The sequence below is a fragment of the Gordonia aurantiaca genome (genome assembly GCF_039939235.1).
Lineage (GTDB): Bacteria > Actinomycetota > Actinomycetes > Mycobacteriales > Mycobacteriaceae > Gordonia.
This window is the reverse complement of the sequence record NZ_JBDUUF010000012.1, coordinates 116,175-134,588: the sequence shown is the minus strand read 5'-3', so window position 1 is coordinate 134,588 and position 18,414 is coordinate 116,175. Positions and strand designations below refer to the sequence as shown.

The window sequence follows — 18,414 nt, the reverse complement described above, 5'->3', positions numbered from 1 at the left end:
ATCACGAAGAAGTGGCAGCAGGCGCGGCCGGGCGAGAGGTGGGAGCTGTTGGTATGCCGTCGATGTCGACGATCGAGTCTCTGTTCTGCCGCAGCGCACCGTGGCAGGCGGCCACCGGCAGGTGGGTACTCCCGTGGGCGCTGCAAGGCATCCATCCCCGAGGCCGGGTCCTTGAAATCGGTGGCGGCGCCGGCGCGATGACCGAGCAGATCCTCACCACCAACCCCGACGAACTCGTGGATGTGACCGTCACCGACTTCGACCCGGTCATGGTCGCCGCCGCCAGCGATCGGCTGCAGGGTTTCGGGGCCCGCGCTCACGCCCAGGTCGCCGACGCCACAGCCCTGCCGTTCGAGGACGGAAGCTTCGACACCGTCGTCTCGTTCATCATGTTGCACCACGTCATCGACTGGGAACGCGCACTCGCCGAGGCCGCCCGAGTGCTCGCGCCCGGCGGAATGCTGGTCGGCTACGACCTGCTCGGCAGCGCACCGGCGCGGCTGCTGCACAACCTCGAAGGGGCACCGCACCGGTTCATCCCCCGTGGCGAACTCCGCCTGCGCCTGACGTCTTTGCCTCTGACCGACATCACGGTCCGCGAGAACCCTGCGCTCGCCCGGTTCCGTGCCCGCCGTGCCGGTGACCGATGACCACGCCACCACTGCACGGGCATCACCATGGCCCTCCCTCGGACGAGCTCGCCGAGCTCGAGCAGCGTGACGTCGCGGTGGCGTTCGTCGACCTCGCCGGATACAGCGTGTTCACCGAGTTCTGCGGCGACCAGGAAGCCGCAGAACTGGCCATACGGTTGGCCTCTCAGACCTGGCAGGCAGGCTCTATGACCGGGCACGCGGCTGGTCAAGGCCATCGGCGATGCGGTGATGCTCACCGCCGACGCCCCCCAAGTGATCCTCGCCACGATCACCGCCCCCGCGGCCGCGGCCGCCGGTCAAGACGGATTCATCGCCCTACGCGCCGGGATCGATCCACTACGGCAGCGCAGTCGTCCGCGACGGAGACCTGTTCGGGCACGCGGTCAGCGTCGCCGCCCGCATCACCGCCCTCGCTGGCGCCGGCCACGCCGTGATCACCGATCCGATCTGCCCGCCACCAGCCGAGCTGGATTGCTCGCCATGCTCGCTGACCTGCTGAAAGACACCGGAGTTGGCCTGCCAAAAGGACACCCGGATAAGGCTCGCTCAGTTCGTGCCGTCGCCGTTCAACAGCAACCCGTCGTAGCGCTGAGAACGTTGCGTAGTGCTTCCAACGAGTCCGGTTGCGCTCGGTAGTAGACGTTCATGCCGCGGCGCTCGGGGGTGACCATGCCGGCTTTGCGGAGCTGCCCCAGGTGGTGACTGGTGGTGGCTTCGGTGAGGCCGACCGCGGTCGCGAGGTCGCAGGTGCAGGTCCCGTCACCGGTGTCGGTAAGCAGGATTGAGACGAGTTTGATCCGAACGGGATCGGCCAGGGCCTTGAGTCGCAGAGCGATTTCTAGGGCGGTGTCGTCATCGAGCGGAGCCGCGGATACCGGTGCGCAGCAGATCGGGGCGCTGATGTCGACCATCGGCAAGGGCTTCGGCATGACCAGATCGTACGCCCCTACTTGACATATGTCGAAAAGGTGGCACCCTGCATGTGTCAGTAGTTCGATATATGTCTCACAGGTGAAGGTGATGGTCATGTCCCGTATGCAGCTCGCGCTCAACGTCGATGATCTCGATACCGCGATCGAGTTCTACTCCAAGCTGTTCAACACCACCCCGGCCAAACGCAAGCCGGGATACGCCAACTTCGCGATCGTCGAGCCGCCCCTGAAACTGGTGCTGCTAGAGAACCCCGGCCAGGGCGGCACGATCAACCACCTCGGCGTCGAGGTCGAATCGAGCGAGAAGGTGCACGCCGAGATCGCCAGGCTGTCCGGGGAGGGCCTGTTCACCCAGGAGGAGATCAACTCCACCTGCTGTTTCGCAACGCAGGACAAGGTCTGGGTGACCGGACCGGCGAACGAGAAGTGGGAGGTCTACACCGTGCTCGCCGACTCCGACACGTTCGGGACCAGCCCGAAACTGTTGGAGCAGAACGCCAACGATGACGTCGAGCAGGGTTCGGTGTGCTGCGGTGGCAGCGCCGCCGAACCGGCTGAGGTGCGCACTGCTTGCTGCTGAGGGGTCGTGGCTTGCGCTCTCGCCTACCGCGCGATGCGGTCGGCGAGGGCGCGGATCCGGTTGGTGATGTCGTCGCGGATTAGTCGCATCCGTTCGATACCGTCGATGCCCCGTTCGGAGGGTTCGTCGGTGTTCCACACTTCGAGGGCGACGCCGTCGGGTGGGGTGACGTCGGCGGTGCCGACCACCACGACGAGATCTGCAGTTTGCATCAGTTCGTCGGTGAGTTGCCGCGGCTGATGCCCGTCCACGGTGGCGCCGACTTCGGCGAGCGCCTGGGCGGACAGGTCGTTGACCTGGCCGCCGATTTTCGCGCTGGTGCCGGCCGAGGACGGGGTGATCCGGTCGGTGACTGTCGGTGTGAGGTGTTCGGCCATCACCGATTTGCCGCGGTTGGACACGCACACGAACAGCACCTGCGGTGGTGTGCTCACTGGCCGACCTGCTGGTTAGCGGGGAGCAGTTCGTCGAGGAGGTCCGCGACCAGTGCGCGGATCTGATCGCGGATCGGGCGGACCGCGTCGATGCCTTGGCCGGCGGGGTCGTCGAGGGCCCAGTCGCGGTAGCTGACGCCGGGGAATACTGGGCATGCATCGCCACAGCCCATGGTGATCACCACATCGGAGGATTCGACGGTGTCGGGGGTGAGGACCTTGGGTGACTGTGCCGAGATGTCGATACCGACTTCAGCCATCGCCTCGACCGCGGCTGGATTGATTGAGTCGGCGGGCGCAGATCCGGCGGAGCGGACCTCGACACTGCCCTGGCTGAGCGCGGTGAGGAACCCCGCGGCCATCTGTGAGCGGCCGGCATTGTGGACGCACACGAACAGCACGCTAGGTCGAGAGGAAGACATGAGACACAGTCCCTTTCAGCTGTGGAGGAATGCTCGGAAAGTCACAGATGGTTGGCCGTGAGCTCGGCAAGGAGCTCGCGAACCCGGGCGTCAAGGTCATCGTGGATCGCGCGAACCTCGCCAAGTGGACGGCCTTCAGGATCGGAGACCGTCCAATCGAGATACCGCTTGCCGGGATAGATCGGGCACGCGTCGCCGCAGCCCATCGCTACGACCACGTCAGCGGCGGCGACCACATCGTCGGTGAGTGGTTTGGGGTACTCGGTACCCAGGTCGACGCCAATTTCTGACATCGCTTCGACGACGGTCGGGTTGATCGAATGAGCCGGCACCAATCCGGCCGAGCGCACATGTACCCGACCTGTGGCGTGGTGGGTCATCAATCCGGCAGCCATCTGCGAGCGGCCGGCGTTCTGGAGGCAGATGAACAGGACTTCGGGCACATCCTTGGGTACCGCCCCCTCAGCCTGGGCGAGGGCGCGTAACCGATCGGCAGCGAACCGGCCCGCCAAGGTCGTCAGATGCGTATGCACCCGGGAGGTGCGCCGTAACGCGGTGTAGGACTCGAAGACACAGCGTTCTACCGTCTGTCGAGACACCACCCCTTCGTACTTGGCGGCCAAGTCAGCTGCGGTACGGGCGAGCACGGTATGCGGCATCAGCAGCTCGGGTTGGGCGCGGTGTTCGCCGCGACTCAGCTGTTCGTCCAACACATTCTCAGACATCGCGAACAGGCTCCTTCGACACATCTGGGCTGGAGGCGGTCGTCGGACTGGTGAAGCGTTTCCGCAACGCCAGAGACACATAGACCAGCGCGACGAGGACGGGCACCTCGATGAGTGGGCCGATGACTCCGGCAAGAGCCTGACCGGAGGTCGCACCATAGGTCGCGATCGCAACGGCGATGGCGAGCTCGAAGTTGTTGCCGGCAGCGGTGAACGCCAGCGTGGTGGTCCGTGCGTAACCCAGCCCCATCACGGCGCCGAGGACGAATCCGCCACCCCACATCACCGCGAAGTAGATCAGCAGCGGCAGCGCGATCCGCACGACGTCCCACGGGTGAGAGGTGATCTGCTCCCCCTGCAAGGCGAACAGGATGACGATGGTGAACAGCAGACCGTAGAGGGCCCACGGCCCCAATCGCGGGAGGAACGAGGACTCGTACCATTCGCGGCCTCTGGCCCGTTCACCGATGCGGCGGGTGAGATAGCCGGCAACCAGCGGGATTCCGAGGAAGATCAGCACCGACTTCGCGATCTGCCACGGCGAGGTGTCGATGGTCGTCTGTTCCAGGCCGAGCCATCCGGGTAGCACCGAGAGGTAGAACCAGCCCAGCACGGCGAACATGATCACCTGGAACACCGAGTTCAGTGCGACGAGGACGGCAGCGGCTTCACGGTCGCCGCACGCCAGGTCGTTCCAGATGATGACCATCGCGATACAGCGCGCCAGACCGACGATGATCAGCCCGGTCCGGTACTCCGGTAGGTCGGGGAGCAAAAGCCAGGCCAGCGCGAACATCAACACGGGTCCGACGATCCAGTTCAGCAGCAGCGATCCCAGCAGCAGGCGACGATCGCCGGTGACCGAGTCGAGTCGGTCGTAGCGCACCTTCGCCAGCACCGGATACATCATGATCAGCAGTCCGAGAGCGATCGGCAGCGAGATACCGTCGATCTCCACGGCCGCCAGGGCGTCTCCCAGGCCGGGAACGTTGCGGCCCAGCAGCAGGCCGGCGACCATTGCTGCGCCGATCCACACCGGCAGGAATCGGTCGAGCATCGACAACTTCGCCGCGACCGCGGTGTCGGCGGTGGTCACTGGTCGGCCTCGCACGAACGAGTTTCCCCCACAACCATGGCGAGATCGCCCAGCAGGACCGACAGTTGTTGCAGTGCTTCGGTGTTCACACGGTAGTACACCCAGGTCGCGCGGCGTTCGCTCGTCACCAGACCCGCCTGACGCAGCACCTTGAGATGATGCGAGATCGTCGGCTGCGACAGCTCGAACGGCCCGGAGATGTCGCACACGCACGCCTCACCTCCCGGATGCGCGGCGACCTCCGACAGCAACCGCAGCCGAACCGGATCCGCGAGCGCCTTCAGCAGCGGGGTAACCGCTCCGGTCTCGTCACCACTCAGGCCGCGGCCTGGCAAGAGAAGCAAGTTCTTATTCGACACCCGTCAATATTGACATACATCGATTCAACGGGACAAGGCCCTCCGATACCCGGGAGCGCACTTGCGTTCCCGCATTGAGATCCACGCTGCGCAACGTCGTCGGCGGCATGACCCTCGAGGACACCCTGACCTCCCGCGACTCGATCAACGCCCAGTTGCGCGGCGTGCTCGACGAGGCGACCGGGCGCTGGGGCCTGCGCGTCGCCCGCGTCGAACTGAAGTCGATCATGCCGCCGCCGTCGATCCAGGAGTCGATGGAGAAGCAGATGAAGGCCGACCGCGAGAAGCGGGCGACCATCCTCGCCGCGGAGGGCCAGCGGGAATCGGCGATCAAGACGGCCGAGGGCAACAAGCAGTCCCAGATCCTCGCCGCCGAGGGCGCCAAGCAGGCGGCCATCCTGGCTGCGGAGGGTGAGCGGCAGTCCCGCATCCTGCGTGCCCAGGGTGACCGGGCCGCCGCCTATCTACAGGCACAGGGCGAGGCGAAGGCCATCGAGAAGACCTTCGCGGCCATCAAGACGGCCAAGCCCACCCCGGAACTCCTTGCGTACCAATACCTTCAGCAGCTGCCGGAGATGGCGAAGGGGGAGGGCAGCAAGGTCTGGGTGGTGCCGAGCGACTTCGGGTCGGCGCTGCAGTCCTTCGCGAAATCCTTCGGCGTGCAGGGCGAAGACGGGGTGTTCCGCTACGAGCCGTCGGACTCCGAGCCGTCGGAGGTCGACGAGGAGGAAACCGAGGACTGGTTCTCGCTGGCCCCGGATCCCGAGGTCGCACAGGCCGTCGCCGAGGCCGAGGCGGTCGCGCGCACGCCGGTGGCCCCAGAGATCGCGACCGCCGGGCAGCCGGAGATCGGCGGCGGCGCACCGGATCAGGCGTCGCTCGACGCCGGGCGCCACGCCGCCGGAACGCCGGCCCGGCCGCATCAGCCCGGGTCGTAGCCGCACAGGATCGCGAGTTCACCCGCCCAATCGCGGGTTCCGGCCTGCGATTCTGCGCTCAACCTGCGATTTTGGGGTGCTCGGGTGCTCGGGTGCTCGGGTGCTCGGTGCACGGACGGGTCAGTGGGTGAGCAGGTGCTCGACGCCGGCCATGCCGATCGCCCACAGGACCGACACGAAGGTGCCCATGATGAACTGCTCCGACGCCTGCGGCGCACGCAGCTCGGGATAACGCGCGAGGCCCTTGACGGCGAGGATGATCGCAAGTCCTTCGGGCCACGACGCCATCAACGTCGACACGACCGCGAGGCGTTCCAGGTAGCCGATGACCCGGCCGCCGCGCAGGGGACCGGCCTCGATACTCGGCGTGCCCTCGTCCGTGCCGGCATCGGCGTGGTCGTCGCCGGGGTCCGCGGCGGCGTCGCCGTTCTCGCTTGCACCGTTCTCGTCGGCGCCGCTCCGGCTCTCTCCCGGGCGTGCCGCAGGGGTCGGTCGCACCCCGCCGAACCTCAGCACCGCGCGCACGATCGGTCCGCCACCGGTCACCGCGGCCACGGCCGCGATCACCGGCGCGGTGTGCGCCCAGAACCCGGCCACCGGTCCGGCTGCGGTCGCGACGATCGCGGTCGCCGCGGCGAGACCCAGCAGCAGCGCCAGGCCGACGCCGCGCAGCAGGGTCGCGGTCTCGGAGAACCCGAAGACCGTCCGGCCGTGGGCGGCCCGATCCGCCCCGAACCACACCACCGGCGCGAGCGCGGTGAGCACGAACAGGGTGAGGGCGGAGACGGTCATCGTGTCGCTCCCGAGGTGGTGGCGCGGTCGGCTTCGGCCAGGGCGTCGGCCAGCAGGTCGAGGGAATCGGCCTCGAGGTCCCATCCCGCCGCGCGCAGCCGCTGGCTCATGGCCTGCGGAGAGATGCCCAGGCGTTCGGCCGCCTCGGCCTGGGTCAGTCCCCGGCGCATCAACGTCACCGCCTCGACGCCGGCCTCGCTGCGACCGGCGACCACGTCGGCGATGAGCCGCCCGGCCGTCTGGGCGTGACGGCACCAGCGGGTGTCGGGTCCGCGGACACACAGCGGGATGCGTTGGCGTTTGGCCGCCTCGACCGCGTCGCGCGCGTGTATGAACGCGGGCCCGCGGCCGGCGCGGGTGGAGTCGGGGAGCGGCCGCTCGACGTCACCGGTGCCGATCCCGACGCTCCAGTGCCCGTTCGCGGTCAACTCGACCGCGAGCTGCGCGCACACCGTCGGGTCGTCGAGGACGCCCTGGACCTCGTCGCCGGCGGTCCGCTCGAACCGCCGCACGGTGTCGACGGCGGAGAGCCCGGACAGCAGGGCGTCGACGCGGTCGACGTCCTTACGGCTCCCGCGCTGGTCGACGGTCATGACGAACATGACTCAAGGCTAAAGACTTGAATGCATCGTATCAAGCCTTTTGGCTGGATTGATCAAGGTTTGAATCTTGATTGTCCGCGATCAGGTCTCCGGGCTTGTCGGCGGGTGCCGGTGTGGAGACCGGCAGCCGGGCGTCGAGGACGAGACCCGCGATGCCGACGGCGAAGAGCGCGCCGCTCACCACCAGTTGCAGCGGGTGCGTCTCACCGGTGAGCGAGTCGCCCAGCATCACCACCGCGGCGGTGCCCGGGGCCATGCCCAGGACGCTCGCCACGGTGTAGGGAAGCGCACGCACCGACGACAGCGCCGAGCAGTAGTTTGCGACCGAGAACGGGCACGCCGCGATCAGTCGCAGGGATCCGACCGCGAGCCATCCACGGCGTTGCAGGCGATGGTCGACGGTCCGCACGACCGGCTTCTTCAGGAACGGCTGCACCCGGTCGCGTCCGAGGGCACGCACGAGGCCGAAGGCCGCGACCGCCGCGATCGTCGACGCGATCATCGCCCCGGCGAAACCCACCAGCGGGCCGAACAGGATTCCGGACATCACCGTGAACGTCGACCGTGGGATCGGGAAGATCGTCACCACCGCGTACGCGGCGAAGAACGCCCACACGAACGCCGGGCCCAGGTCGTCGCCCCAGGCGCGAACGCTGGCGATCGAGGGGAGCGGGACCAGGTAGGAGCAGAGGAGCACCACCGCGACGGCCGTCGCGGCGACAAGTGCACGGCGCACCACCCGACGGTCGAAGGAGACGCGGCCGAGGGTCACCCGCCGGAAGGATGCGGGGGGCGCCGCGACCTCGGTCATCTCGTCGGCGGGGGCGGGCTCGGGCACCCGGACACTCTACTCCGCGGCTCCCCCGGTCGAGCCGGACATTCCCGACGTTCCTCACACCCGGAACCCGTGGGTGGCGTAGGTCACCCAGGCCGCGTTGTCGGGCCGAGCGAGCGATCGGCTAAGGTCGTGTACGCGCTCGCACAGAGCACTCACGGAGGTGTGCTTCCCCACATGCCACAGCAAACTGACCAGTCCCGTTCCGGGTCGGATCTCGCCACGACCGACATCGACCAGGCCTATCAGGCATGGTCGAAGGCCGCCGCGGCCGTGTTGGCCAAGGCGCGTCGCGTCGAGGTCGACGAGCTCCCCGACACCCCGGAGGCCCTGCTCTCGACCACGACCGAGGACGGGCTGACCATCCGGCCGCTGTACACGCGTCGTGACGAGACCGATGAGCCCGGCCTGCCCGGCAGGTTCCCGTTCGTCCGCGGCGCCGACCCCAAGCGTGACGTCACCGCCGGCTGGCGCGTCACCGAACGGTTCGGCGACGACACGACCGGTGCGGCCGACGTCAACGAACTCGTCCTCGAGGCGATGGCCAACGGCACCAGCGGACTCTGGCTGTCCGTCGGCAAGCCCGGCGGCGCGCTCGGTGTCGCCGACCTGGCCACCGTCCTGCGTGGCGTCTACCTCGACCTCGTGCCGGTCACGCTCGACGCCGGTGCGGAGGGCATCGCCGCCGCTCGTGAGCTGCTCGCCCTCAAGGAGAAGGCCCAGGCCGCCCCGGTCGCGGCCGAGCCGACCGCGGCCACCACGATCTCGTTCGGCCTGTCGCCGCTGACCGCCGCGTACTCCGGCCGTCCCACGGTCGACGCCGACGAGGCCACCGCGCTCGGCGCGTCCGGCCTGCCCGCCGGCGTGCGCGCGTTCCGCGTCGACGGCAGCGACTTCGCGACCGCCGGCGCCGACAACGCGCTCGAACTCGGCCTCATCGCCGCTGCCGCCGTCGCCCACCTGCGCGATCTCACCGCGGCCGGCCTGTCCGTCGAGGCGGCCCTCGGCCAGATCAGCTTCGGGGTCTCCGCCGACGACGACCAGTTCGCGACCATCGCCAAGTTCCGCGCGCTGCGCAAGATCTGGGCCCGGGTTGCGCAGGTCGTCGGCGCACCCGACGCCGGCGCCGCACTGACCCACGCCGTCACCGACCTGTCGATGTACACCCAGCGCGACCCGTGGGTGAACATGCTGCGCAGCACCATCGCCGCCTTCGGTGCGGGTGTCGGCGGCGCCGACCAGCTCACGGTGCTGCCGTACGACGTCGCGATCCCCGCCGACAAGCGCACCTCGAGCCCGTCGTTCTCGCGACGCATCGCGCGCAACACCCAGCTGCTGCTCCTCGAGGAGTCCAACATCGGCCGCGTCCTCGACCCGGCCGGCGGCTCCTGGTACGTCGAGTCGCTCACCGACGATCTCGCCGCCAACGCGTGGTCGGTGTTCACCGAGGTCGAGGCCGCCGGCGGCTACCGCGCCGCCCTCGACAGCGGCTGGATCGCGGAGAGGATCGACGCCGCGCTGGCCCGTCGCGACGAGGAGGTCGCGCACCGGCGCGTCTCGGTCACCGGTGTCAACGAATTCCCGAACATCGACGAGCGCGTGCTGTCGGACGCGCAGGGCGCCACCGCGTCCGGTGTCACCGACGTCGTGACCGGCACCCCGAGGCTCGCCCGCGTCGGCCGTGCCTTCGAGGCGCTGCGCGACCGCTCCGACGTCGTGCTCGCCGAGACCGGCGCCCGCCCGTCGGTGCTGCTCATCCCGCTGGGCAGCATCGCCGAGCACAACGCGCGCACCACCTTCGTGACCAACTTCCTGGGCGCCGGCGGCATCGCCGCCGTCAACCCGGGTCCGCTGGCCGCCGACCAGATCGCCGACGCGGTCGCCGGGGCGAAGAGCCCGATCGCCGTCATCTGCGGCACCAAGGCGCGTTACGCCGAGGACGGTCCCGCCGCCCTGGCCGCCGCGCGTGCCGCAGGTCTGGCGACGGTTCTGCTCGCGGGCCCGGAGAGGGAATGGCCCGACTCCGACGATCGTCCCGACGGTTCGCTGCGCATCGGCATCGATGCCGTGGGCACCCTCGGTGAACTCCTCGATCAGCTGACCTCGACGGGAGCGACGGCATGACGCAGACCGAACCGAATCCCACCCAGTCGATCCCGAGCTTCGCCGGGGTCGATCTCACCCCCGAGGTGACCCCCGAGCCGACCGGCCCGGGCACGAAGGTCGCCGAGGAACTCGCCGCCGCGCACGGCTATTCGGTCGACCAGGTCACCTGGAACACCCCCGAGCAGATCGACGTCGTGCCGGTTTACACTCGCGCCGACCGCAACTCGATCCTCGACGACCCGGAGCACCCGTACCCGCTCGACTCGGTGCCGGGTCAGGCGCCGTTCATCCGCGGCCCATACCCGACGATGTACGTCAATCAGCCGTGGACGATCCGCCAGTACGCGGGCTTCTCGACCGCGGCCGAGTCGAACGCCTTCTACCGCCGTAACCTGGCCGCCGGCCAGAAGGGCCTGTCGGTGGCGTTCGACCTCGCGACGCATCGCGGCTACGACTCCGACCACCCGCGCGTGGCCGGTGACGTCGGCATGGCCGGCGTGGCGATCGACTCGATCCTCGACATGCGTCAGCTCTTCGACGGCATCGACCTGGGCAACGTCTCGGTGTCGATGACGATGAACGGCGCGGTGCTGCCGATCCTGGCGCTCTACGTCGTCGCGGCCGAGGAGCAGGGTGTGCCGCCGGAGAAGCTGGCGGGGACCATCCAGAACGACATCCTCAAAGAGTTCATGGTCCGCAACACCTATATCTATCCGCCGAAGCCGTCGATGCGGATCATCTCGAACATCTTCGAGTACACCAGCCAGAAGATGCCGAAGTTCAACTCGATCTCGATCTCCGGCTACCACATCCAGGAGGCGGGCGCGACGGCCGACCTGGAGCTGGCGTACACCCTCGCCGACGGTGTCGAGTACATCCGCGCCGGCCTCGACGCCGGCCTGGACATCGACAAGTTCGCGCCGCGTCTGTCCTTCTTCTGGGGCATCGGCATGAACTTCTTCATGGAGGTCGCCAAGCTGCGCGCCGCCCGCCTGCTGTGGAGCGAGCTCGTCGCCGGGTTCGACCCGAAGAACCCCAAGTCGCTGTCGCTGCGCACCCACTCGCAGACCTCGGGCTGGTCGCTGACCGCGCAGGACGTGTTCAACAACGTCGCCCGCACCTGCATCGAGGCGATGGCCGCGACCCAGGGGCACACCCAGTCGCTGCACACCAACGCGCTCGACGAGGCGATCGCGCTGCCGACCGACTTCTCGGCCCGCATCGCGCGCAACACCCAGCTGCTGCTCCAGCAGGAGTCGGGCACCACGCGCCCGATCGACCCGTGGGCGGGCTCGAACTACGTCGAGTGGCTCACCCACCAGCTGGCGCAGAAGGCGCGCAAGCACATCCGCGAGGTCGAGGAGGCCGGCGGCATGACGCAGGCCATCAACGAGGGCCTGCCCAAGCTGCGCATCGAGGAGGCCGCGGCCCGCACGCAGGCCCGCATCGACTCCGGACAGCAGCCGCTGATCGGTGTGAACAAGTACCAGGTCGCCGACGACGAGGAGATCGAGGTCCTCAAGGTCGACAACTCGAAGGTGCGCGCCGAGCAGCTGGAGAAACTGAAGAGCCTTCGCGCGCAGCGCGATTCGGCTGCCGTCGAACGTGCCCTGGCCGACCTGACCCGCGCCGCGGCGTCCAGCGAGGGCGGCATGGAGAACAATCTGATGGCCCTGGCCATCGAGGCCGCCCGTCACCAGGCGACCGTCGGTGAGATCTCCGAGGCGCTCGAGAAGGTCTACGGTCGCCATCAGGCGGAGATCAAGACCATCAGTGGTGTCTACCGGAATGAGGCGGGCGAGGTGAGCAACATCGACGCGGCCATGGAGGCGGTGCGCAAGTTCGCCGACGCCGAGGGCCGCCAGCCGCGTGTGCTGGTCGCGAAGATGGGCCAGGACGGCCACGACCGCGGTCAGAAGGTGATCGCGACCGCCTTCGCCGACCTCGGCTTCGACGTCGACGTGGGCCCGCTGTTCGCGACGCCGGAAGAGGTGGCCCGGCAGGCCGCCGACAACGACGTGCACGTGGTGGGCGTGTCGTCGCTGGCAGCCGGTCACCTGACCCTGGTCCCCGCCTTGAAGAAGGCGCTCGAGGAGGTCGGCCGCGACGACATCATGATCGTCGTCGGCGGCGTCATCCCTCCGGGTGACTTCGACGAGCTGTACGCCGCCGGCGCGGCCGCGATCTTCCCGCCCGGGTCGATCATCGCCGACTCGGCCGTGGAGCTCATCGGCAAGCTGTCGGATCAGCTCGGCCTGGACCTGGATCTGTCCGATGCCGGGGTGGCCGCGAACTGATGGCCGACCGACCTCGGCGTCAAGTCGACGTCGACGCCCTGGCCGAGGCCGTGCTGGCGGATAGCCGCGCCGATCTGGCGCGTGCGATCACGCTGGTCGAGTCGAAACGTGCCGACCACCGGGCCGCCGCGCAGGAGTTGCTCCTGAAGCTGACCCCGCACTCGGGCAACTCGTTCCGGGTCGGGATCACCGGAGTGCCCGGTGTCGGCAAGTCGACGACGATCGAGGCGCTCGGCATGCACCTCATCGAACTCGGCCACAAGGTCGCGGTCCTGGCCGTCGACCCGAGTTCGACGCGGACCCGCGGCTCGATCCTCGGTGACAAGACCCGCATGGGTCGCCTGTCGACGCAGAAGAACGCCTACATCCGGCCATCGCCGACGTCTGGCACCCTCGGCGGCGTCGCGAAGGCGACCCGCGAATCCATCGTCCTCGTGGAGGCCGCCGGGTTCGACGTGGTGCTGGTCGAGACCGTGGGCGTCGGCCAGTCCGAGGTGACGGTCGCCAACATGGTCGACACGTTCACCTTCCTGACACTGGCCCGCACCGGCGACTCGCTGCAGGGCATCAAGAAGGGCGTCCTCGAACTCGCCGACGTCATCGTGGTCAACAAGGCCGACGGCAAGCACGTCACCGAGGCGAAGGCCGCGGCGCGCGAACTGCGCAACGCGCTGTCGCTGATCCATCCGCACGACGCGCCCTGGACACCGCCGGTGCTCACCATGTCGGCGATGGAGAACACCGGTGTCGACGAGTTCTGGAACACCGTCGTCAAGCACAACCAGACGCTGCGCGAGGCGGGCGAATTCGATGCCCGGCGCAATCAGCAGCAGATCGACTGGACGTGGTCGATGGTCCACGACATCGTCCTCAGCCGCCTGAACGAGTCGCCGTCGGTCCGCGACATCCGCGACGACGTCGAACAGCGGGTGCGTGAGGGCACGCTGACCCCGGCGCTGGCCGCGCAGCAGATCGTGGACGCCTTCGACCGACGCTGAGTGGCCGGGCCGGCGCGTCGCGGGCTCAGCCGACGAGCGGCGCCAGGGTGTCGCCCAGCAGCGACACCCGCCCGGGGACATGGCCGTTGGCGGCGGCGTTCACCGTGAATCCGTCCACCCCGGCGGCCAGGATGTCGGCGTAGCGCGCCGCGACCTCGTCGGGGTCGCCGATGATCATCTGCCCGCGGCGCACCTCGGCCGCCGGTGTGCGGCGCACGTACTCCTCGAACTCCGCGACCGCCTCGTCGTGGGTCGGGGCCATACACACGTAGGTCTGCACGGTCACGGTGATCTCCGAGCGATCCCGTCCGAGTCGGTCGCAGTGCTCGGCGAGGGCGTCGAGCTTGCGCGGGATGTCCGCGGGCGCGCACAGCAGATTCGACTCGTCGGCGTACTGCGCGACCATCCGCAGCGTCTTCTTCTCCCCGCCACCGCCGATCATGATCGGGATCGTCGACAACGGTGCGGGCACGTTCAGCGCCTCGGACACGTGGTAGCGCCTGCTGTCCAGGGTGGGTCTTTCGCCGGCGAGCATGCCGCGGATGATCTGCAACGCCTCCTCGAGCTTCTCGAACCGGTCGGTGAAGGTGCCGAACTCGAAACCGAGCGAGTCGTGTTCGAGCTCATACCATCCCGCACCGATTCCGAGCTGGGCGCGGCCACCGGACACGATGTCGAGTGCGGTGACGGTCTTCGCCAGCAGCGCGGGGTTTCGGTAGGTGTTGCCGGTGACCAACGCCGACAGACGCACCGTCGTGGTGTGCTGTGCCAGCGCCGACAGCAGGGTGTAGCACTCGATCATCGGATCGTCGGGTTCCCCGAGCATGGGCAACTGATAGAAGTGGTCCATCACGAGGACCGTGTCGAAACCGGAGGACTCGGCTTCCTTCGCCTGCGCCACGACGGTGGCGAACAACTGCCCGTCGGGAACGTCCGGATAGGTGAAGTTGGCGATCTGGTAGCCGAGTCGGGTCACGGGTCGACCCTAGTGCGGACCTTGATGATTCGCAGCCGCACCGGTCCGGGGCGGGCGTCCGGAGGCGCTGACGGGCGAGCGCGCGTACGTCCCGATCCGCTCGATCAGGTCGTCGAACACGGCGTCGACGTCGGTGACGGTGGCGATCCGGGCGTTCGGGCCCGTCGGCATCCATCGCTCGTCGGCGACCGTCATGCCGCGCGTCAGCGTCCCGGTCAGTTCGACCCCGACATGTGCCGGGATCGTCTCCACCAGAGCCGGATTCAGCGCCACCATCGCCGCGAACGGGTCGTGCAGATGCGCGATGTAGCCCTCGTCGTGGTCGTGGTGGAACTCGAAGTAGTACCGCAGCGCGTCGGTGAGGTGCCGGACGATCTCGTTGGCGGCGACCGACCGCAGCCCGCGCTCGTCGTCGGCGTCCGGGCATTCCAGGGGAGTACTCCCGGCCGCGGCGGCCAGCCGCACGACGTGGTCGGGGGTCATCACGATCTGTTCGGTGAGATCGAGCGCGCACACGATCGGCGCCGGCGCGGTGCCGGTCCCGAACGCGGCGAACACCTCCGCGGCGGCCTCCGGGTCGACGGCGACGTTCCATTCCGACACCGGGGTCGTGTTCCCATGGGCGTGGAAGGCGCCGCCCATGATCACCAACCGGCGCAGGCGCGACGGCAGCGCGGGGTCGCGTCGGATCGCGATGGCCAGGTTGGTCATCGGTCCGGTCACCAGGCCCACGAGTTCGCCGTCGTGGTCCCGGGACGCCGCGATCCACCCCTCCGCGGCGTCCGCATGGTGCGGGACGATCGTCGGGGTGGGCAGCTCGGCGTAGCCGACGCCCAGCGGCCCGTGGGTGTCCTCGGTGGTCATCAGCTCGGCGACGAGGGGAGCGGCCGACCCCACGTACACGGGGATCTCGGGGCGGCCGCACAGTTCCAACCACGACAGGTTGTTGGCCGTGACCACGTCGACCGGCACGTTGCCCGCGCTCGACGCGACACCGACCAGGTCGACATCCGACCGCGCCAGCAGGTACAGCAGTGCCACCGAATCGTCGATGCCGGTGTCGCAGTCGAGGAACAGGCGCTGGGTCACGGTGCCAATTGTGCCGTCTACGCCGGTACGGGCCGCATCAGGGCGTGCGCGCCCCTACGATCTGTTCGTGATCTCACACCACCTCTCACCGGCACGTTCCCTCGCCGCCATCGGGGCCTGTGCGGCGCTCCTGCTCGCCGCGTGCGGCAGCGGCGACGACTCCGGAGGGGTGTCGTCGGTCCCCACGCCCGCCGCGCCGGTGATCACCCCGGTGGTCGGGAACGTGATGTTCGCGCCGACACCGTTCGCGGGATCGGATGGGAAGAACCACCTGGTGTACGAGTTGTCGCTCACCAACTTCATGCCCGCCCCGGTGACCATCACCGGGGTGACCGTGACCGGCGTCGACGCCGACGACAAGTCCTCGTCGGTGCTGGAGCTCGACGAGGCCGGGGTCGCCGGCCGGCTCAAGCCCTCCGGCGCGCCCGTCGAGCCGACCCCTGGTGCGCCCGAGGGGTATTCGGCGGTTCTCGGGCCGGGCCAGAACGGCGTGCTGTTCCTGCACGTCGCCTTCGACGGCGATGCCCCGGTCAGCCTGTCGCATGAGATCGAGGTCCACGCCGACGCCGCACCGCCCGGTCAGCGCGACACCACCGAGCACATCGCCGAGGTCGAGGTGGGCGACGGCCTGGTGCCGGTGCTGGGCCCACCCCTGGACGGCGAGTACTACATCGCCGCCGACGCCTGCTGTGACGCGGTGCGCCACACCCGCGCGGTGCTGCCCCTCAACGGCCGGACGGTCATCGCCCAGCGGTACGCGGTCGACTGGGAGCAGGCGGGGCCGGACGGCAAGATCTTCGTCGGCGACCCCAAGGACCCGGCGAGCTACCGGATCTACGGTGACGACGTCCTCGCCGTCGCCGACGGGACCGTCGTCGCGAGCCGCAACGACCTGCCCGAGCAGGTGCCGGGTCGGTTCCCGGAGAATCTCCCGATCGGCGACGCCGACGGCAACAACCTCGTCCTCGACATCGGGGACGGCTTCTTCGTCAACTACGCCCACATGCAGCCGGGTTCGGTGCGGTTCAAGCCGGGCGACGTGGTCAAGCGCGGCGACGTCATCGGCAAGGTCGGCAACACCGGCAACTCCGTTGCACCGCACCTGCACGTCCACGTGATGAACGGGCCGTCGTTCCTGGTCTCGCAGGGAGTGCCCAGTGTCACCGACCTGTTCGAGGTCACCGGCCGCGTCGCCGACACCGAGGCCTTCGACGCCTCCGAGGCGACCGGGGTGCCGCTGAGGATGGCGCCGGGTGTGGCGGTTTCCACACAACAGGACCGGATGATCCTCGACCAGAGCGTCGTCACCTTCCGCACCGGCCGCTGACCGGTCCCCGGCGCGTGGGTCCCTCGACAGGATCGGCTGCGTCCGTACGGTCGGGGGCATGACCCCTTCGAATCCCGTCCTGCCCGTCCGGCCCGCCTCGTCCCTGGCCTTCGAATGGACCGAGGCGAACCGCGAATGGCTCGTCGAGAACCCGATCCGGATCGTCGCGTACGTCCTCGCGGCGCTTGTGGTGCGCTACGCGGTCCACCGCGCCATCGACCGCGCGACGCGTCCACGCGCGAAGGACGGCGAGAAGGCGCGCAGCGCGGGCCTGATTCGCTCGCTGCGGCCCAAATCCGCACCGTCGGAACGCAATGCGCGGATCGCGGCCCGACGCGCCCAGCGGGCCGCCACGATCGGTTCGGTGCTCAAGTCGACGGTGTCGATCGTGTTGCTCGTCTGGGTGGTGCTGTCGGTGTTGAGCGTCCTCGGGGTGAACATCGCGCCGTTCATCGCCTCCGCCGGGATCGTCGGCCTCGCCGTCGGCTTCGGCGCGCAGAACCTCGTCCGTGACTTCGTGACGGGGGTGTTCATGCTCCTCGAGGACCAATACGGGGTCGGCGACATCGTCGACCTGGGGGAGGCCGTCGGCGAGGTCGAGACGGTCGGGCTGCGTGTCACCACGCTGCGCGACGTCGACGGGACGCTCTGGTATGTCCGTAACGGCGAGATCGCGCGCGTCGGCAACATGAGCCAGGAGTTCGCGGTCGCCCGCGTCGACGTCCCGGTCGCGCCCGGCGCGGACATCGACGAGGCGCAGCGGGTGGCGCACGAGGCCGCACGCCAGGCGGTCGCCGACGACGACACCGACGTCCTGGGGCCGGTCGAGATGCTGGGCGTGCAGGAGGTGGCGTCGGATCAGATCGTGCTGAGGCTGACGGTGAAGACGAAGCCGAACGGGCAGTGGGCGGTGCAGCGCCGTCTGCGCCGGGCGATCCTGCGGGCGTTCGTGGAGAACTCCGTCGACCTGCCGTACGCGCGGGCGTGGGCGGCGATGGAACCGGCCGGGAGCTGACCACCTGACCCCGGTGCGGAGCGGTGAAACGAGAGAACCCCGGCCGGAGCCGGGGTTCTTTCTCTGTGGTGTCCGAGGGGGGACTTGAACCCCCACGTCCGTTAATAGGACACTAGCACCTCAAGCTAGCGCGTCTGCCATTCCGCCACTCGGACTTGCTCTTGCCTCCTCGATCCGGCGGGGGTTTTCCCCTGCCCTCTCGCGGCAGCGGGATAACAGTAACCGAGGTTGCCCGTGT

The 18,414-nt window shown here is 68.8% G+C and carries 18 protein-coding genes, 1 tRNA gene and 1 pseudogene; 8 read left to right on the top strand and 12 right to left on the bottom strand.

The features are described 5' to 3' along the window. Positions 1-53: 53 nt before the first annotated feature. Positions 54-650, top strand: coding sequence for a class I SAM-dependent methyltransferase (locus ABFT43_RS20005; RefSeq protein WP_005193680.1), 597 nt, complete (start codon positions 54-56; stop codon positions 648-650). 569 nt (positions 651-1,219) lie between these two features. Here the strand turns inward: ABFT43_RS20005 and ABFT43_RS20000 are convergent. Further along, a complete protein-coding gene (locus ABFT43_RS20000; protein ID WP_168699653.1) occupies positions 1,220-1,582 on the bottom strand; it encodes an Rv2640c family ArsR-like transcriptional regulator in 363 nt (120 codons plus the stop codon). Positions 1,583-1,679: 97 nt separating this feature from the next. On the opposite strand from ABFT43_RS20000, the gene ABFT43_RS19995 reads away from it, so the two are divergent. Further along, positions 1,680-2,165: an ArsI/CadI family heavy metal resistance metalloenzyme gene (locus tag ABFT43_RS19995; protein ID WP_010844638.1), complete on the top strand. Its 486-nt coding sequence runs from the start codon at positions 1,680-1,682 to the stop codon at positions 2,163-2,165. A gap of 23 nt (positions 2,166-2,188) precedes the next feature. On the opposite strand, the gene ABFT43_RS19990 is transcribed toward ABFT43_RS19995, so the two are convergent. The 5 genes from ABFT43_RS19990 to ABFT43_RS19970 are packed head-to-tail and all read right to left on the bottom strand — an operon-like array spanning position 2,189 to position 5,201. Then, on the bottom strand, positions 2,189-2,599 hold the full coding sequence (locus ABFT43_RS19990) for an arsenate-mycothiol transferase ArsC (RefSeq protein ID WP_347962037.1): 411 nt from the start codon (positions 2,597-2,599) through the stop codon (positions 2,189-2,191). Continuing rightward, positions 2,596-3,021, bottom strand: coding sequence for an arsenate reductase ArsC (locus tag ABFT43_RS19985; RefSeq protein WP_006902068.1), 426 nt, complete (start codon positions 3,019-3,021; stop codon positions 2,596-2,598). The genes ABFT43_RS19990 and ABFT43_RS19985 overlap by 4 nt, the downstream gene beginning before the upstream one ends. Positions 3,022-3,062: 41 nt before the next feature. Beyond that, positions 3,063-3,746, bottom strand: coding sequence for an arsenate-mycothiol transferase ArsC (locus ABFT43_RS19980; RefSeq protein WP_347962036.1), 684 nt, complete (start codon positions 3,744-3,746; stop codon positions 3,063-3,065). Further along, on the bottom strand, positions 3,739-4,842 hold the full coding sequence (gene arsB, locus ABFT43_RS19975) for an ACR3 family arsenite efflux transporter (protein WP_347962035.1): 1,104 nt from the start codon (positions 4,840-4,842) through the stop codon (positions 3,739-3,741). The genes ABFT43_RS19980 and arsB overlap by 8 nt, the downstream gene beginning before the upstream one ends. Next, positions 4,839-5,201 carry an ArsR/SmtB family transcription factor gene (locus ABFT43_RS19970; RefSeq protein WP_020173050.1) on the bottom strand — a complete coding sequence of 121 codons (363 nt, stop codon included), beginning with the start codon at positions 5,199-5,201 and terminating at the stop codon, positions 4,839-4,841. The genes arsB and ABFT43_RS19970 overlap by 4 nt, the downstream gene beginning before the upstream one ends. A gap of 80 nt (positions 5,202-5,281) precedes the next feature. Here ABFT43_RS19970 and ABFT43_RS19965 point away from each other — a divergent pair. Then, positions 5,282-6,139, top strand: a pseudogene (locus tag ABFT43_RS19965) (SPFH domain-containing protein); the annotation flags it as partial. Positions 6,140-6,259: 120 nt separating this feature from the next. On the opposite strand, the gene ABFT43_RS19960 reads toward ABFT43_RS19965, so the two are convergent. Genes ABFT43_RS19960 through ABFT43_RS19950 form a run of 3 tightly spaced genes read right to left on the bottom strand, consistent with a single transcriptional unit; the run spans position 6,260 to position 8,371 of the window. After that, the gene (locus ABFT43_RS19960) at positions 6,260-6,931 is read right to left on the bottom strand and encodes a hypothetical protein (RefSeq protein WP_347962034.1); all 672 of its coding nucleotides are present in this window, start codon (positions 6,929-6,931) and stop codon (positions 6,260-6,262) included. Continuing rightward, complete coding sequence (locus tag ABFT43_RS19955; RefSeq protein WP_347962033.1) at positions 6,928-7,533, bottom strand: helix-turn-helix transcriptional regulator; 606 nt, start codon at positions 7,531-7,533, stop codon at positions 6,928-6,930. Before ABFT43_RS19955 ends, ABFT43_RS19960 begins: the two co-directional genes overlap by 4 nt. Before the next feature lie 31 nt (positions 7,534-7,564). Continuing rightward, positions 7,565-8,371, bottom strand: a complete 807-nt coding sequence (locus ABFT43_RS19950; RefSeq protein ID WP_457590192.1) for a TVP38/TMEM64 family protein — start codon at positions 8,369-8,371, stop codon at positions 7,565-7,567. Between the two features lie 174 nt (positions 8,372-8,545). Here ABFT43_RS19950 and ABFT43_RS19945 point away from each other — a divergent pair, with 174 nt between their 5' ends. From ABFT43_RS19945 to meaB, 3 genes are read left to right on the top strand one after another with little or no spacing between them, the layout of a single operon-like run. Further along, on the top strand, positions 8,546-10,492 hold the full coding sequence (locus tag ABFT43_RS19945; RefSeq protein ID WP_347962032.1) for a methylmalonyl-CoA mutase family protein: 1,947 nt from the start codon (positions 8,546-8,548) through the stop codon (positions 10,490-10,492). Beyond that, positions 10,489-12,771, top strand: a complete 2,283-nt coding sequence (gene scpA, locus ABFT43_RS19940) for a methylmalonyl-CoA mutase (RefSeq protein ID WP_347962031.1) — start codon at positions 10,489-10,491, stop codon at positions 12,769-12,771. The genes ABFT43_RS19945 and scpA overlap by 4 nt, the downstream gene beginning before the upstream one ends. Beyond that, positions 12,771-13,769, top strand: coding sequence for a methylmalonyl Co-A mutase-associated GTPase MeaB (gene meaB / locus ABFT43_RS19935; RefSeq protein ID WP_347962030.1), 999 nt, complete (start codon positions 12,771-12,773; stop codon positions 13,767-13,769). Before scpA ends, meaB begins: the two co-directional genes overlap by 1 nt. A 25-nt stretch (positions 13,770-13,794) precedes the next feature. Here the strand turns inward: meaB and ABFT43_RS19930 are convergent, their stop codons facing one another. Then, on the bottom strand, positions 13,795-14,745 hold the full coding sequence (locus ABFT43_RS19930; RefSeq protein ID WP_347962029.1) for a TIGR03560 family F420-dependent LLM class oxidoreductase: 951 nt from the start codon (positions 14,743-14,745) through the stop codon (positions 13,795-13,797). A gap of 9 nt (positions 14,746-14,754) precedes the next feature. Next, positions 14,755-15,834, bottom strand: a complete 1,080-nt coding sequence (locus ABFT43_RS19925; protein WP_347962028.1) for a nucleoside hydrolase — start codon at positions 15,832-15,834, stop codon at positions 14,755-14,757. A 67-nt stretch (positions 15,835-15,901) separates the two neighbouring features. Here ABFT43_RS19925 and ABFT43_RS19920 point away from each other — a divergent pair, with 67 nt between their 5' ends. Both ABFT43_RS19920 and ABFT43_RS19915 read left to right on the top strand, forming a co-directional pair. Then, positions 15,902-17,161 (top strand): M23 family metallopeptidase, encoded by a 1,260-nt coding sequence (locus ABFT43_RS19920; protein ID WP_347962027.1) that lies wholly within the window; start codon positions 15,902-15,904, stop codon positions 17,159-17,161. Positions 17,162-17,219: 58 nt separating this feature from the next. Beyond that, positions 17,220-18,176: a mechanosensitive ion channel family protein gene (locus ABFT43_RS19915; RefSeq protein ID WP_347962026.1), complete on the top strand. Its 957-nt coding sequence runs from the start codon at positions 17,220-17,222 to the stop codon at positions 18,174-18,176. A gap of 66 nt (positions 18,177-18,242) precedes the next feature. Here ABFT43_RS19915 and ABFT43_RS19910 read toward each other — a convergent pair. Then, positions 18,243-18,331, bottom strand: a tRNA-Leu gene (locus ABFT43_RS19910). Positions 18,332-18,414: the final 83 nt, after the last annotated feature.

What these genes read in the sequence shown, in the direction of transcription:
- ABFT43_RS20005 (WP_005193680.1), top strand. Translation starts at nt 54, where the DNA reads ATGCCGTCGATGTCGACGATCGAGTCTCTGTTCTGCCGCAGCGCACCG.
- ABFT43_RS20000 (WP_168699653.1), bottom strand. Translation starts at nt 1,582, where the DNA reads ATGCCGAAGCCCTTGCCGATGGTCGACATCAGCGCCCCGATCTGCTGC.
- ABFT43_RS19995 (WP_010844638.1), top strand. Translation starts at nt 1,680, where the DNA reads ATGTCCCGTATGCAGCTCGCGCTCAACGTCGATGATCTCGATACCGCG.
- ABFT43_RS19985 (WP_006902068.1), bottom strand. Translation starts at nt 3,021, where the DNA reads ATGTCTTCCTCTCGACCTAGCGTGCTGTTCGTGTGCGTCCACAATGCC.
- ABFT43_RS19980 (WP_347962036.1), bottom strand. Translation starts at nt 3,746, where the DNA reads ATGTCTGAGAATGTGTTGGACGAACAGCTGAGTCGCGGCGAACACCGC.
- ABFT43_RS19960 (WP_347962034.1), bottom strand. Translation starts at nt 6,931, where the DNA reads ATGACCGTCTCCGCCCTCACCCTGTTCGTGCTCACCGCGCTCGCGCCG.
- ABFT43_RS19955 (WP_347962033.1), bottom strand. Translation starts at nt 7,533, where the DNA reads ATGTTCGTCATGACCGTCGACCAGCGCGGGAGCCGTAAGGACGTCGAC.
- ABFT43_RS19945 (WP_347962032.1), top strand. Translation starts at nt 8,546, where the DNA reads ATGCCACAGCAAACTGACCAGTCCCGTTCCGGGTCGGATCTCGCCACG.
- scpA (WP_347962031.1), top strand. Translation starts at nt 10,489, where the DNA reads ATGACGCAGACCGAACCGAATCCCACCCAGTCGATCCCGAGCTTCGCC.
- meaB (WP_347962030.1), top strand. Translation starts at nt 12,771, where the DNA reads ATGGCCGACCGACCTCGGCGTCAAGTCGACGTCGACGCCCTGGCCGAG.
- ABFT43_RS19915 (WP_347962026.1), top strand. Translation starts at nt 17,220, where the DNA reads ATGACCCCTTCGAATCCCGTCCTGCCCGTCCGGCCCGCCTCGTCCCTG.